This window comes from Mesorhizobium sp. dw_380, from assembly GCF_018588885.1.
Classification (GTDB): Bacteria; Pseudomonadota; Alphaproteobacteria; order Rhizobiales; family Rhizobiaceae; genus Mesorhizobium.
Genome location: NZ_JAFFIW010000009.1, coordinates 17,544 through 31,102, shown reverse-complemented (window position 1 = coordinate 31,102; position 13,559 = coordinate 17,544). Strand labels below are relative to the sequence as shown.

The window sequence follows — 13,559 nt, the reverse complement described above, 5'->3', positions numbered from 1 at the left end:
GGTCCGTCAGATCGTCACCACCATCTTGCCGGCATTGGCGAGCGGCGTCGTCACGCCCGACAGCATGGTGCGGATGTGGGCGAGGTTTTGGTAGCGGCCATTGACCGAAATGCGCGGCAAGGCATGCAGGAAGCCGGCATGTTCGGCGCGCAGCACGCCATGTCGGGTCGTCACGGCGGAGACATAGCCTGCGTCGCGGGCGAAGCCCAGCTCGCGGCAGCCGACAGCGCTCGCATAGCCATAGGGGTAAGCGAAATGCCGCGGCTCCCTGCCGAGTTCGGCCCGCAATACGTCCTTTACAGCGCCGATCTCGTGTCGCGCATCGGCTTCGGCAAGCCGCTTCAGATTGCTGTGGTTGATCGTATGGGCGCCGATCGTCACCAGCGGATGCGCGGCGACAGTGCGAATCTCATCCCAGTTCATCAGTGTCCGCAGGCGCGGCGCATCCGCGTCGACGCCAGTTGAAGCAGCCAGATCGCGCAGCACGGCCCGCAATTCTTCCTCGCGAACCTCGGTGCCAAGGTAAGCGTGCAGCCGGGCCACCGCCTGCTGTTTCCTGGCGGGGGTCGCGCAATCGATCACCGCCGGACCGTTCGAAGTCACCAGGGTCAGCCGATCGGACGCATTGACGATATCCTCGGCCACATCCCACCACAGATCGGCGGTGCCATCGATCAGCCCGGGCGCGACATAGATGGTGATCGGCGCGCCATGCTTTTCCAGCACCGGTAGAGCCTCGGTCATGTTGTCACGATAGGCATCGTCGGCGGTGATGGTGGCAAACCGGCCGCGCTTGCCACCTGCCTTGATGCGTTCCACGGCTTCGTCCATCGAGACGAACGCATAGCCGTCCGCCTTCATGTCGGCGATCAGCGCGTCGAGGAAACCGGGCGCGATGTTGAGGTGCCGGTTGACGCTGTCGGGCTTCTCCGGCGTCGCCGTCACGCGGTGCAGCATCAGGATGGCGCCGATGCCGCCGACAAACGGCCTGGCCAGCGGAGCGAGGCCGGTATAGCGGGCGACGTTGAGCGCCAGTTTCCGGATTGCCTCCCCGCCGTCGATCATTCATTCACCTTTTGCGCCTAGGCTGATCCAAGCACGGAATACGCCTGAGCGCCCCCCAAATCGGGATCAATACGCCCTAAGGATTGAGGTATGGTTGACGCAATGGCGTCATTTGACGGCAATGGGCTTGCAGCGATCGAGGCTTCGCCACGCGCCCTGTCGAATGATGCCGAGAGGCTGTCGGTTTCCGTTGCCGCCGCCGACGGGCTGGCGGACTATGCGCGGTTCTGCCGTTCGGCCCTCAGCGCGCCAGCGCAGGGCGCGGCATGGATCCTGAACTGGGCCGCGCAGGTCAAGCCGGATCTCGCCGTGGCGACGCTCACTCTCGAAGGCAAACCGGTCTTCGCACTGGCGCTGGAAGTTGTCAGCCGCGGTCCGTTCCGGGTCGCCCGTTTCATGGGCGGCCGCCACGCCAACGGCAATTTCGCGGCCGCCGATCCGCAATGGCTGGCCAGGGCGGATATCGCTGCCGTCCGCTCGATGCTGGCGGCCATCGCCAAGGCCCGTCCCGACATCGATCTCATCGCGCTGGAGCGATTGCTGCCCGATCTTGACGGCATCGCCAATCCACTCGCATCACTCGATCATTTCGCCAGCCCCAACCTTTCGCTGGCCGTCGACCTTGCCGGTGGGTTCGATGCGCTGCTGCTGCGCGCCAGCGGCAAGCGCAAACGCAAGAAACATCGTTCGCAGACACGCAAATTCGAGGCCGTCGGCAGCCATCGGCGCATCGAGGCGCGCACTGCGGATGAGGTGAAGAGACTGCTCGAGGCTTTTTTCGAGATGAAGGAACTCCGCTTTCGCAGGATGGGTATTGCCGACGTCTTTGGAGACATTCAGACCCGCGCCTTCTTTCGGGCGCTGTTCACGCAGGCCCTGGCCGAGGACAAGCCGCCTTTCGTGCTGCATGGACTGGAGGTCGCCGGCAGGCTGCGCGCCGTCACCGGGTCAAGCCGCTCCGGGAAACGCTTGATCTGCGAGTTCGGAGCGATCGCCGAGGACGATCTCGCCAATACCAGTCCCGGCGATTTCCTGTTCTTCGACAACATCCAGGAAGCTTGCGAGACGGGTTTCGAAATCTATGATTTCTCAGTCGGAGACGAACCCTACAAGCGGCAGTGGTGCGATATCGAAACGCGGCATTTCGAGGTGCTGGTCCCGCTGACATTGAAGGGCCGCACGCTGGCGCAGGCGCTTCGCCAGGGCGCGCGGCTGAAGGCTTTCGTCAAGAACAGCCCGAGGATCTGGAAGCTGACCAAGATGCTGCGCCGCAAGGCCGCCGGGCAGGCAGCTTCCGCTCCCACGGAAGACGAAAACTAGCCGTCAGAAATTTAAAGCCTCGCGGAGCGCTGGCCCGGCCCTGACGCGCAGATCGAGATCAGCCTCGATGTGGTCGATGTGGTGCAGCATCAAGCGGCTCGCCAGCCCGGAATCGCGGCTCTCCAGCGCGCCCACAATATCCGTGTGCTCGCTGTGGCCACAGGCTGACACGCCAGACCGTCCGTAAAGCGCGATGACAAGCGAGGAGCGCGCAACCAGCTCCTCCATGAAGCGCTGCAGGATGGCATTGCCGGCGACCGAAGTGAGCAGCAGATGGAAATCGCCCGACGCCTTGATTTCGGAACGCCGTGCGGTCGGACCGCGCTCGACGATGAAGCGGCCCTCCTCGTCGAGCTGCGCCCTGAAGGCAGCGATATCGGCGGCGGTGACGCGTTCACAAGCGGCAGTGGCAATGCCCGGCTCGATCAGCCGCCGCGAGGCGAACACCTGCCGCGCCTCTTCCGGCGACGGGTTGGCAACGAAGGCGCCGCGATTGCGCTCCGTGCGCACCAGGCCTTCGAAGGACAGCATCTGCAGCGCCGCGCGCGCGACGGTGCGGCTGACGTCGAACAGCGTGCCGACCTCGCCTTCCGACAGCTTGGTGCCTGGCGCCAGCCGGCGGTCGACGATGGCGTCGCGCAGATTGTCGCGGATCGCCTGGGCGCGATCCTGGTTGGCGCTGTCGGCGGCGGAATAGATCTGATCGGCAATGTTCATGGCGCTGACGTCCCCACCCTCTTCTAACGCGACTCGTCCCGTGCGCACGAGAGGCAAAGTGAACACGAAGCCAAAAAAGATTGCATACGATTGTTGTGCAGATCGCGCACAATCGCCCAAAATTTGTGCAACGCACAAGACAGCCTTCCACATAGGCAGCGGGCAAGAATCCTGATTTTTCCGCCAATTCAAGCGCTTGGCCGTTCATCCCGAGATTGGCACGCATGATGCTTTGGTTAATGCGACCAAACGGGAAAGCCTGAATGTCCAAAGCCGCCGAGATCGACATCGTGTCCGTTTCGAAAGTCTATGGAACGACGACCGCCGTCGAGGACATCAGCCTGAAGATACCGGCGGGCACCTATTGTTGCCTGCTCGGCCCCTCCGGCTGCGGCAAGACCTCGACGCTGCGCATGATCGCCGGCCACGAGAGCATCTCGTCGGGCGATGTTCGCCTCGGCAACACCGTCGTTACCGACCTGCCGCCGGCCAAGCGCGGCACGGCGATGATGTTCCAGTCCTACGCGCTGTTCCCGCATCTCGACCTCATCGACAATGTCGCCTTCAGTCTGAAGATGAAGGGCGTCGACAAGGAGCAGCGCCGCGCCAAGGCGCTCGACATGCTGAAGCTCATGCAGATGGAGGCCTATGCGACGCGCCGCCCCGCGCAGCTTTCCGGTGGCCAGCAGCAGCGCGTGGCATTGGCCCGGGCGCTGATCACCGACCCGGAGGCGCTGCTGCTCGACGAGCCGCTGTCGGCGCTCGACCCATTCCTGAAGATACGCATGCGTGCCGAGCTGAAGAAATTGCAGACCTCGCTCGGCATCACCTTCGTCCATGTCACCCACAGCCAGGAGGAGGCCATGGCCTTGGCGGATCTGATCGTGGTGATGAATGATGGCCGCATCGAGCAGGCGGCACCTCCGCGCGACGTGTTCGAACGGCCGGCCACGGCCTTTGTCGCGCGCTTCATGGGCGACCACAATGTCATCTCCGGCCGGGTGACCGGCAGCCAAGACGGCATGGTCGTCTTCGATGTCAATGGCGGTGGCTCGCTCGCGGCCCGCGGTCAGAGCCAGGAGGCGGGAGAGCCGATCGACATCGCCATTCGCACAGACCATGTGCGCATCGGCGGGGCGCCCTCGCCTGGTCTCGGCTTCACCGGCATCGTCTCCAACATCGAATATCGCGGCGCCACGGTGAAGCTCTCGGTGACCGGCGCCGGCATCGACGACTTCACCGTCATCATCGACGATTCCGACTTCTTCGCCAGACCCGTCGCCATTGGCGACGCCGTACCGCTCGCCTGGGATTCCGAGGATGCCATCGTCCTCGGCCGCCTTCATTCATGAGTTCAACGAAGCCAAACAAAATAGGGGAATAGGCATGACAAACACCATGGAAACCAAGACTGGCATTTCGCGCCGCTCGCTGCTCAAGACAGGTGCCGCCGCCGTCGGCCTTGCCGCCGGCTCCGGCGCCATATCAGGCTTCCCGACCATCTGGGCGCAGTCCAACATCACGCTGCGCCAGTTCGGCACCGGCGTGTCGAACCTCAATGCCATCGCCGACAAGTGCAAGGCCGATCTCGGCATCACACTGGAGATGACGGCGACCGATTCCGATGCCGCCGCCCAGCGCGCCGTGACCCAGCCCGACAGCTACGACATCGCCGACATCGAATACTGGATCTGCAAGAAGGTGTTCCCCACCGGCGTGCTGCAGCCTATGGATGTCAGCAAGCTGAAATACTACGACGAGCTGGTGCCGCTGTTCAAAACCGGCAAGCTGACACCGGACAGCGTAATTGCCCAGGGCACAGCGCCGCACACGGTGGGCTTCGTCGAGGCGCAGGATTCAAAGACCTTCGCGAAATCGCCGACCAACTGGTTCACCATGGTGCCCACCATCTACAACGCCGACACGCTGGGCATCCGCCCCGACCTCGTCGGCCGTGACATCACCAGCTGGGCCGACATCATGGACCCGGCCTTCAAGGGCAAGACAGCCATCCTCAACATCCCTTCCATCGGCATCATGGACGCGGCCATGATCATGGAAGCGATGGGCAATATCAAATATGCCGACAAGGGCAACATGACCAAGGAGGAGATCGACAAGACGATCGACTTCCTGATCAAAGCCAAGCAGGGCGGCCAGTTTCGCGCCTTCTGGAAGTCCTTCGACGAGAGCGTCAATTTGATGGCGTCGGGTGAAGTGGTCATCCAGTCCATGTGGTCGCCGGCTGTTGCCGCCGTGCGCTCCAAAGGCATTGCCTGCCGCTTCCAGCCGCTCAAGGAAGGCTACCGCTCATGGGGCGGCGGTCTTGGCCTGGCCGCCCATCTCAAGGGCGCCGAACTCGACGCGGCCTATGAATACATCAACTGGTACACGTCGGGCTGGGTCGGCGGCTACCTCAACCGCCAGGGGTACTATTCGGCCAACATGGTCTCGGCCAAGAAGTTCATGACCGAGGACGAGTGGGGCTACTGGATCGAGGGTAAGCCGGCCAAGGGCGAGATCAAGGCGCCCGACGGCACGGTCATGGAAAAGGCCGGCGCGGTGCGCGACGGCGGCTCGTTCGAAGAGCGCATGGGCAAGGTCGCCTGCTGGAACTCGGTCATGGACGAGGACCGCTACATGGTGAAGCGCTGGAACGAATTCATCGCGGCGTAAGGGAACAAGCGCCTCTCCTCTTCCCCTTCTCCCCTCGTGGGAGAAGGGGCCGCGGTTCAGGCCGCATTGCCAAAACCGAGAGCATTGATGACAGTCGCGCTCGAACGCTCCACCATCGCCGCCGCCAAGCCCGCAAGGCGCCGGCGCTTCTCGCTGAGCGCCGTCGCGCCCTATCTGCAGTCGGCGCCGCTGGCGCTGATCCTCGGCGCGTTTTTGCTGTTGCCGATCATCATGATCGTGGTGGTCTCCTTCTGGGACTACGACTTCGCCGCCATGTATCCGGATTTTCTGACCACCAACTATTCCGACGTGCTGGGCTCCTGGGTCACCTGGAAGACCTATCTGAACACCATCAAATTCGCCGCCATCGTCTGGGCGTTGACCTTGTTCATCGGCTTCTGGGTCGCCTATTTCCTCGCGTTTCACATCCGCACCACCGCCATGCAGATGGTGCTGTTCCTGGTCTGTACGGTGCCGTTCCTGACCTCCAACATCATCCGCATGATCTCGTGGATTCCGGTGCTCGGCCGCAATGGGCTGATCAACTCGATGCTGGTGCATATGGGCCTCGTGCCCAAACCGATCGAATGGCTGCTCTATTCCGAATTCGCGGTCGTGCTCGCCATGGTGCACCTCTACACGCTGTTCATGGTGACGCCGATCTTCAACACGCTGATGCGCATCGACCGTTCGCTGGTCGAGGCCGCGCGCGATGCCGGTGCGTCCGGCTGGCAGGTGTTGTGGAACGTCATCATTCCGCTGGCCAAGCCCGGCATGGCGATCGGCACCATCTTTGTCGTCACCCTGGTGATGGCCGACTTCTCTACCGTGCAGGTGATGTCGGGCGGCCAGAGCGCTTCGGTGGCGCTGATGATGAAGAACCAGATGTCGCTGCTGCAATATCCGGCCGCCGCCGCCAACGCCGTGGTGCTTCTGGTGCTGGTGCTGCTCATGGTCGCCGGCATCCTGCGCATCGTCGACATCCGCAGGGAGCTTTGACGTGAGCCACGAAAGACGCACCCTCGAATTCTACGTGCTCGCGGCCTTTTTCGCCTTGTTCGTGCTGTTCCTCTACGGGCCGCTGTCGGCGATCCTGATCTTGTCTTTCCAGGGCGAGACCGGCGGCCTCACCTTCCCGCTCAACGGCGTGTCGCTGCACTGGTTCGCCAATCTGTTCGAGCGCCAGGCCGTTGGCGATTTCGGCGGCAGCTTCAAGCGCTCGCTGGTGCTGGGCGTGATGGTGATGATCGTCACCGTCGTGGTGTCGCTGCTCGCCGGCCTTGCTTTCCGCCGGAAATTTCGCGGTGCCACCGCTTTGTTCTACCTGGCGGTCGCCAGCCTGGTCGTCCCGTCGATCATCATTTCGCTGGGTATCGGCGTCGTCTTCCAGCAGATCGGCTTTCGGCCGGCCTGGTACACATCGGCCTTCGGCGCGCATCTGACCTGGACCTTGCCCTTCGGCGTGCTGATCATGTTCGCCGTCTTCAACCGCTTCTCGCCGGCCTATGAGGAGGCCGCGCGCGACCTCGGCGCCACCTCCTGGCAAACCTTCGCCCATGTCGTGCTGCCGATGATCGCGCCGAGCCTGATCGGTGTCGGCCTGTTCGGCTTTACGCTCTCCTATGACGAGTTTGCCCGCACACTGATGACCTCAGGAACCTTCAACACACTGCCGCTCGAGATCTACGGCATGACCACCAATGTCACCACGCCGGTGCTCTATGCGCTGGGCACGGTGACCACCGTGTTCTCCTTCCTGATAATCCTGGCGACGCTGGGCGCGATCCTCTATGTCGGCCGCCGCCGGGCGAGAGCGTGACCGTGCAAATACTGGTGGTGAACCCCAACACGACGGCGAGCATGACCGAGACGATCGCGGCGGCCGCGCGCGGCGTCGCCGGCGTCCGGACCGAAATCGTCGCCGTCACCTCGTCCACGGGACCGGCTTCGATCGAGGGCTATTATGATGAAGCGCTGGCCGTGCCCGGCCTGCTGATGGAGATCGCCGCCGGCGAACGTCGCGGCGTTCAGGCCGCCATCATCGCCTGCTTCGACGACACCGGGCTCGATGCCGCCCGGGCTATGGCCGCCATTCCCGTTATCGGCATCTGCGAGGCCGCACTCAGCCTGGCCTCCTTCATCGCGCAGCGCTTCAGCGTCGTAACCACCACCGAACGCTCGCGCGTGCCGGTGGAGGGACTGGTGCAACGCTACGGCATGTCGGGCCGGGTGCGCGTGCGGGCCGCCGACATTCCGGTGCTGGCGCTCGAGGATCCGGCATCAGGAGCGGTTGGCAAGCTGCGCGACGAGATCGCCCGGGCCGTGGAGGAGGATCGTGCCGAGGCTATCGTGCTTGGCTGCGCCGGCATGGCAGATCTTGCCCACCAGTTGCAGAGCGAGTTCGGTCTGCCTGTCGTCGATGGCGTCGGAGCGGCTTTGAAGCAAGCCGAGGCCCTGGTGGCTCTCGGCCTCTCGACATCGAAGCGCGGCGCCTATGCGAACCCACTCGCCAAGCCCTATCGTGGTATGCTGAAATCGTTCTCGCCCGAAGCCGTCGCTGCGAAATGAGCACCCATGAAACCGACCATCCGCACGCTGTCGCTTCAGGAATTGGCTGAGCTCATCGACTGGGCGGCCGCCGAGGGCTGGAACCCCGGCCTCGGAGATGCGGCGATGTTCCAGGCAGCGGATCCGGAGGGTTTCATCGGCGCCTTTGTCGGCAACGAAATGGCCGCCGCGATCTCGGCGGTGGCCTATGGGCACGATTTCGGTTTCATCGGTCTCTACATTTGCCGTCCGGACATGCGCGGCAAGGGCTACGGCAAGGCGGTGTGGACCGCTGGGATGAGCAGGCTGGCCGGGCGCACCATCGGGCTCGATGGCGTCGAAGAGCAACGGGCCAACTATCAGAGCAAAGGATTCAGGCCGGCCTACGAGACCATCCGCTACAGCGGACGCCTTGCTGCCCTGCCGGTCGGCGCCGCGCGGTCCCGCATGGTGACCGCGCAACTGGTGCCCGACATCATCAGATATGACGCGCTTTGCTTTCCCGCGCCCCGGCGCTCCTTCCTGCAACGATGGCTGCAGCCGCCTCACCGTGCTCTGGCTGCGATAACATCGCAGGGAACGGCCGGCTATGCGGTGGCGCGACCCTGCCGCAGCGGCTTCAAGATCGGCCCACTCTTCGCCGACGACATGCAGACCGCATTCGAATTGTTCGAGGACCTGGCGAGCGCGTGCGACGGTGGCGACCTTCACATCGACGTCCCGGCCACCAAGGTGGAGTTCATCGGGGCGCTCGATGCGGCAGGCTTCTCACCGACCTTCACCACCACCCGCATGTACAAAGGCCCGCCCCCGACGCTCGATGCCAGCAGGATATTCGGTGTGACCACCCTGGAACTGGGATAGGCCACGCTTGCCTCCAAGGGCGGTTCTGTCTCAGGCTGCGGAGCGCCGGCCCGGCACCGGATTGCCCGGCGGCTCGTGGCCAAGCGGCGTCACCAGCGTCAGGTCGGGGTAGCCGTTCTCGATCAGCCTGACCGCGGCCTGCGTCACCTCGTCGTCCGCCTCGAGCATGGACAGGAACACCTCGGTGGCGTTACCGCCCAGGCGGCTGATGCCTTGCGCATCGGCCGGTCCGCATTCGACCACCACCAGATCATAGGCGGTGGTCAGCGACTGCATGATGATCGGCAGCCGGTCGGCGGCGCGCATGGCGCGGACCGGGTCGGCGGTACCGACGGGAATGACGTGGCAGTCGGAATAGAGATCGGCATGGATCACGTCGCTGAACTGCGCCTGCGAAGCAAGCAGGTCGGTGATGCCGGGGAAAAGCCCGCTGTCCAGCATCGGCCGCGAAGCAGCGCCCGAGGCGGTCAGGTCGAGGAGCAGGACGCGCAGGCCGGCGTCGGACACCTCGCGCGCCACCAGGATCGCCGAAGCGGCCGCCTCGTCGCCTTCGGGCGAGACAAATATGGCACGCGCGGCTCCGCTGGCGATCAGCTTCTCGGCGGCCTTCTCGACGTCGATCTCGCCAAGCACAGAACGCGGCCGCTGGACCTCCATGACCGGCTCGGACTTGGCCACGGATTCAGCCTGGGTCACAGGTTCGGCTTTGGCGGCAGGCTCGGCGTCGGCGACGGGCTCGGACAAGGCAGCAGGCTGCGGATCCGCGACCCTTTCAGGCCGCGACGCCTCGGCGGGACCATCGGCGAACTCGCTGGCGGCAACCGGATCCAGGCGGGCGGATGGCTCCAGGGAGGCGGCCGGTTCCTGGCGGGCGGTTGGCGGCATCGCCACTTCGTCGATCGGTGCGAAACGTGCCCCCGTCGCCGGACGCATGGCGCGGCCGGAGAAGAGTTCCCGCAGCAGTGTGTAGACCGCCGCCAGCAGAAGCGAGGCCGCGGCGGCAGCGCCAACGATCGGCCCGACCTTGGGAAAGTAGGGTTCGGCGGGCACCGAAGCCGGCGAGGAAACCCGGGCGTCGACCGGTACGTAGTTGCGGTCCTGACGCGAAGCTGCCTCGCGGTAATTGGTCAGGTAGAGTTCGAGCTGCTGGCGCTTGGCGGCGGCATCGCGCTGCAGCGCGTCGAGACCGACCTGCTGTTCGCCGGCCTGAGCCGAGGCCGCCTTCAGCGTGTTGACGTCGGCGACGAGCTGGTTTTCGCGCGCCTTGGCGGCATCGGCCTGCATTACCAGGCCCTTCATGACCTTCTGGGCTTCGCTGCGGATCTGCGCGTCGAGATCGGCCAGCTGTGATTTCGCGGCGCGAACGCGCGGATGGTTGTCGAGCATCGTCGTCGACAGATCGGCGATGTTGGCGCGCAACTCGACCTGCCGCTCCCGCAAACGCTGGATCAGGTCGGACGACAGCACTTCCGGCAGCGAATCCAGCGAGCCGCCATTCTGCAGCGCCTTGCGCACGCTGTCGGCGGTGCCTTCGGCCGCGGCGCGGTTGGCCCGCACGCGCGACAATTCGGTCGACAGCTCGGCCAGCTGCTGGGTGGCGAGGACCGAATTGTTACCGCCGATCAGGAGGCCGGACTGGGCGCGGTAAGCCGCGACCTTGGCCTCGGCATCCCTGACCTGTTTCGACAGGTCGGCGATCTCAGGCGCCAGGAAATCGGCGGCGGCGGTGTTCGATTCGCTCTTGGCCGCGCCCTGCCCCGCAATATAGGCAGCTGCAATGGCATCGGGGATGGCCGCGGCGAGCTTGGGATCCTCGGAGGAGAACTCGATGGCGATGATGCGGGTCTTCTCAACGCCATAGACGTTGAGCTTCTCGCGCATCTTCTTCAACACGCGTTCATCGGCCGGAACATCCATCGGGTCGTTTCTCAGCCCAAGCAGGATCAGCACACGGCTCAGGGACGACATGTTGATCGTTTCGTCGAACTCAGGCAGCCGCGACAGGCCGAGCTTCTGCGCCACCTGTTTGAGGATTTCGTTGGACGAAATTATCTGGACCTGTGTGGCGACGCCTTGCTCGTCGAGGATCGGCTTGTCGCCGTCATTGTTGCTGCCGGCCGGACGGGTGTAGACAGATTCCCGCGGGGCGATTTCGATCTGCGTCTGGGCCTTGTAGTGCCGGGTCGCGAACGAAGCGAATGCAAACGCCAGGCCCGTCACCACCAGAACGAAGAGCAATATGCGCAGCCAGTTCCTCGCCAGGCTGGCGAAGAGCTGCCTGAGGTCAACGTCGACATCTGCGGCCGCGGACTGAACGGACATGCATCCCTACTCCGAAACTGGGTCAGCACGCACCGTAAACAACTATGGTAACTCAGCCGTTAAGATCGCGGTAAGGAACCGTTAGGCTTTACTGGCGCGCGACAAGAAAAAATCGACAAAATGGCAAAATGCTTATCGCCGCGAGCGGTATCGGCCGGCCCCTTTACCGGCCATTAACCCTAACAGGATGATAACGAACCCGATCCCAGATGTTTGCTGCGACGCCGCAGCGGCCAGTCGAAGGTACGTATCCGGTCATGAAAAGCACTGCTTCCCTCTTTCACGCGCTGCTTGCCGTGTCGATGCTCGCCGGCTGCTCCAGTTACCGGCCAACGCCCGCGGCCTTCCACGAAGTCCTTGACCAGCCTTATCGTCTGGGCGCGGGCGACCGCGTCCGCGTTACGGTCTTCGAGCAGGACGGACTGACCAACACCTACAGTGTCGACCAGTCCGGCTACATCTCCTTCCCGCTTGTCGGCGCCATTCCGGCCCGTGGCCACACCGCGCAGCAGATGGAAAAGGAGATCGCCGACAAATTGCGGCAAGGCTATCTGCGCGACCCCGACGTCTCGGTCGAGATCGATCGCTACCGGCCGATCTTCGTCATGGGCGAAGTGGGCGCTGCCGGTCAGTATTCCTACGTGCCCGGCCTGACCGTGCAGAAGGCCATCGCCATTGCCGGCGGCTTCACCCCACGCGCCAACCAGGAAAGCGTCGACATCACCCGCGACATCAACGGCAAGGTGATGACGGGCCGCGTGGTGACGTCCGATCCGCTGCTGCCCGGAGATACGGTCTACGTCCGCGAACGCCTGTTCTGACAGACACCACGTGGCGGACACTCTCAGGATCGTCCACTGCTTTCGCTCACCCGTCGGAGGAATTTTCCGGCATGTGCGCGACCTGACGGAAGCGCAGGTCGCGGCCGGTCATATGGTCGGCATTGTCTGCGATTCGACCACCGGCGGCGAATTCGAGGAGCGTCTGTTCGGGCAGATGAAGGACATGCTGGCGCTGGGCATTCATCGCACGCCGATGCAGCGCCATGTCGGCCCGGGCGATCTCGCCTCGGCCCGGCGCACCTACAGCATCATCAAGGAATTGCGGCCGGACGTGCTGCACGGGCACGGCGCCAAGGGTGGCGCCTATGCCCGTCTGTTCGGCTCATTGTTGCGGGTATCAAGGTCTCGCGTGGCCCGCCTTTATTCGCCGCATGGCGGCTCCCTCCACTATGACGAAACCACAGCCACCGGAAAGCTGTTCTTCGCGCTGGAGCGCTTCATGGCGCGCTTCACCGATTGCCTGCTCTTCGTCTCCGACTATGAGCGGCGGACCTATCGCAGGAAGGTGGGCGAGCCGCCGATCCCGAACATGCTGGTCTACAACGGACTGCGCGCCGCCGAATTCGAACCGGTGATCATCAGCGCCGATGCCGCCGATCTGCTCTATATCGGCATGATGCGCGACCTCAAGGGACCGGACATCTTCATCGACGCCCTCGCCGCTGCCGGCCCGCAGCTCGGCCGCGCGCTGAGCGCCGTGATGATCGGCGACGGCGACGACCTGCCGCACTACCACGCACAGGTGAAGCGGCTGGGCCTTGAAGGCCATGTCCGGTTCCTGCCGCCGATGTCGGCCCGGGAGGCCTTCGCGCTGGCGGCGCTGGTCGTGGTTCCCTCGCGGGCCGAAGCCATGCCGTATATCGTGCTGGAAACACTTGCCGCGGCAAGACCCATCATTGCGACCGCGGTCGGCGGCATACCGGAGATTCTGGGTTCCGACTCCCCTGCTCTGATCCGGCCCGACCCGATCGAACTCGCCGACAAGATGAGTGAAGCGCTGGCGGACGTTGCAGCCTACAGCAAATCGATGCCCGATGCCGCCGATCTCAGGGCGCGCTTCGGCGCCGACGTCATGGCCGCCGAAATCGAGAAGGCCTATTTCGCCGCGCTCGGCAGGTAGTTCTCCAAGCCTTTCCAAAACCATGGGTTGTTTCAAGGGTTTCTTAGCTCTCTTTTGCTAATCACCCGTGGAAGCTTGCGGACTGT

Annotated in this window: 12 protein-coding genes; 9 read left to right on the top strand and 3 right to left on the bottom strand. The window is 64.0% G+C overall.

All coding sequences use genetic code 11. From position 1 onward, the window contains the following. Positions 1-6: 6 nt before the first annotated feature. Positions 7-1,065 carry a polysaccharide deacetylase family protein gene (locus JT360_RS11420; RefSeq protein WP_214471726.1) on the bottom strand — a complete coding sequence of 353 codons (1,059 nt, stop codon included), beginning with the start codon at positions 1,063-1,065 and terminating at the stop codon, positions 7-9. A 90-nt stretch (positions 1,066-1,155) separates the two neighbouring features. On the opposite strand from JT360_RS11420, the gene JT360_RS11415 reads away from it, so the two are divergent. Beyond that, positions 1,156-2,385, top strand: a complete 1,230-nt coding sequence (locus JT360_RS11415) for a GNAT family N-acetyltransferase (RefSeq protein WP_214471725.1) — start codon at positions 1,156-1,158, stop codon at positions 2,383-2,385. Between the two features lie 3 nt (positions 2,386-2,388). Here JT360_RS11415 and JT360_RS11410 read toward each other — a convergent pair whose 3' ends face one another. After that, a complete protein-coding gene (locus JT360_RS11410) occupies positions 2,389-3,102 on the bottom strand; it encodes a GntR family transcriptional regulator (RefSeq protein WP_214471724.1) in 714 nt (237 codons plus the stop codon). 263 nt (positions 3,103-3,365) lie between these two features. On the opposite strand from JT360_RS11410, the gene JT360_RS11405 reads away from it, so the two are divergent. The 6 genes from JT360_RS11405 (at position 3,366) to JT360_RS11380 (ending at position 9,189) form a co-directional block, all read left to right on the top strand. Continuing rightward, a complete protein-coding gene (locus JT360_RS11405) occupies positions 3,366-4,454 on the top strand; it encodes an ABC transporter ATP-binding protein (RefSeq protein ID WP_214471723.1) in 1,089 nt (362 codons plus the stop codon). A gap of 34 nt (positions 4,455-4,488) precedes the next feature. Further along, positions 4,489-5,778, top strand: coding sequence for an ABC transporter substrate-binding protein (locus JT360_RS11400; protein ID WP_214471722.1), 1,290 nt, complete (start codon positions 4,489-4,491; stop codon positions 5,776-5,778). Between the two features lie 87 nt (positions 5,779-5,865). Beyond that, positions 5,866-6,777, top strand: a complete 912-nt coding sequence (locus tag JT360_RS11395) for an ABC transporter permease (RefSeq protein WP_214471721.1) — start codon at positions 5,866-5,868, stop codon at positions 6,775-6,777. A gap of 1 nt (position 6,778) precedes the next feature. Continuing rightward, on the top strand, positions 6,779-7,597 hold the full coding sequence (locus JT360_RS11390) for an ABC transporter permease (RefSeq protein ID WP_214471720.1): 819 nt from the start codon (positions 6,779-6,781) through the stop codon (positions 7,595-7,597). Between the two features lie 2 nt (positions 7,598-7,599). Then, positions 7,600-8,346, top strand: a complete 747-nt coding sequence (locus JT360_RS11385) for an aspartate/glutamate racemase family protein (protein ID WP_214471907.1) — start codon at positions 7,600-7,602, stop codon at positions 8,344-8,346. A gap of 6 nt (positions 8,347-8,352) precedes the next feature. Continuing rightward, positions 8,353-9,189 carry a GNAT family N-acetyltransferase gene (locus JT360_RS11380; protein ID WP_214471719.1) on the top strand — a complete coding sequence of 279 codons (837 nt, stop codon included), beginning with the start codon at positions 8,353-8,355 and terminating at the stop codon, positions 9,187-9,189. Between the two features lie 30 nt (positions 9,190-9,219). On the opposite strand, the gene JT360_RS11375 is transcribed toward JT360_RS11380, so the two are convergent. Further along, positions 9,220-11,511 carry a GumC family protein gene (locus JT360_RS11375; protein ID WP_214471718.1) on the bottom strand — a complete coding sequence of 764 codons (2,292 nt, stop codon included), beginning with the start codon at positions 11,509-11,511 and terminating at the stop codon, positions 9,220-9,222. A 257-nt stretch (positions 11,512-11,768) separates the two neighbouring features. Between JT360_RS11375 and JT360_RS11370 the strand changes: the two genes are divergently transcribed. Together JT360_RS11370 and JT360_RS11365 are read left to right on the top strand one after the other, a co-directional pair. Further along, the gene (locus JT360_RS11370) at positions 11,769-12,332 is read left to right on the top strand and encodes a polysaccharide biosynthesis/export family protein (RefSeq protein WP_214471717.1); all 564 of its coding nucleotides are present in this window, start codon (positions 11,769-11,771) and stop codon (positions 12,330-12,332) included. Between the two features lie 10 nt (positions 12,333-12,342). Then, positions 12,343-13,473: a glycosyltransferase gene (locus tag JT360_RS11365; protein WP_214471716.1), complete on the top strand. Its 1,131-nt coding sequence runs from the start codon at positions 12,343-12,345 to the stop codon at positions 13,471-13,473. Positions 13,474-13,559: the final 86 nt, after the last annotated feature.

Bases quoted from the DNA above. Each gene is read 5' to 3' on its own strand.
- JT360_RS11415 (WP_214471725.1), top strand. From the start codon at position 1,156: ATGGTTGACGCAATGGCGTCATTTGACGGCAATGGGCTTGCAGCGATC.
- JT360_RS11405 (WP_214471723.1), top strand. From the start codon at position 3,366: ATGTCCAAAGCCGCCGAGATCGACATCGTGTCCGTTTCGAAAGTCTAT.
- JT360_RS11370 (WP_214471717.1), top strand. From the start codon at position 11,769: ATGAAAAGCACTGCTTCCCTCTTTCACGCGCTGCTTGCCGTGTCGATG.
- JT360_RS11420 (WP_214471726.1), bottom strand. From the start codon at position 1,065: ATGATCGACGGCGGGGAGGCAATCCGGAAACTGGCGCTCAACGTCGCC.
- JT360_RS11375 (WP_214471718.1), bottom strand. From the start codon at position 11,511: ATGTCCGTTCAGTCCGCGGCCGCAGATGTCGACGTTGACCTCAGGCAG.
- JT360_RS11410 (WP_214471724.1), bottom strand. From the start codon at position 3,102: ATGAACATTGCCGATCAGATCTATTCCGCCGCCGACAGCGCCAACCAG.
- JT360_RS11395 (WP_214471721.1), top strand. From the start codon at position 5,866: ATGACAGTCGCGCTCGAACGCTCCACCATCGCCGCCGCCAAGCCCGCA.
- JT360_RS11380 (WP_214471719.1), top strand. From the start codon at position 8,353: ATGAAACCGACCATCCGCACGCTGTCGCTTCAGGAATTGGCTGAGCTC.
- JT360_RS11400 (WP_214471722.1), top strand. From the start codon at position 4,489: ATGACAAACACCATGGAAACCAAGACTGGCATTTCGCGCCGCTCGCTG.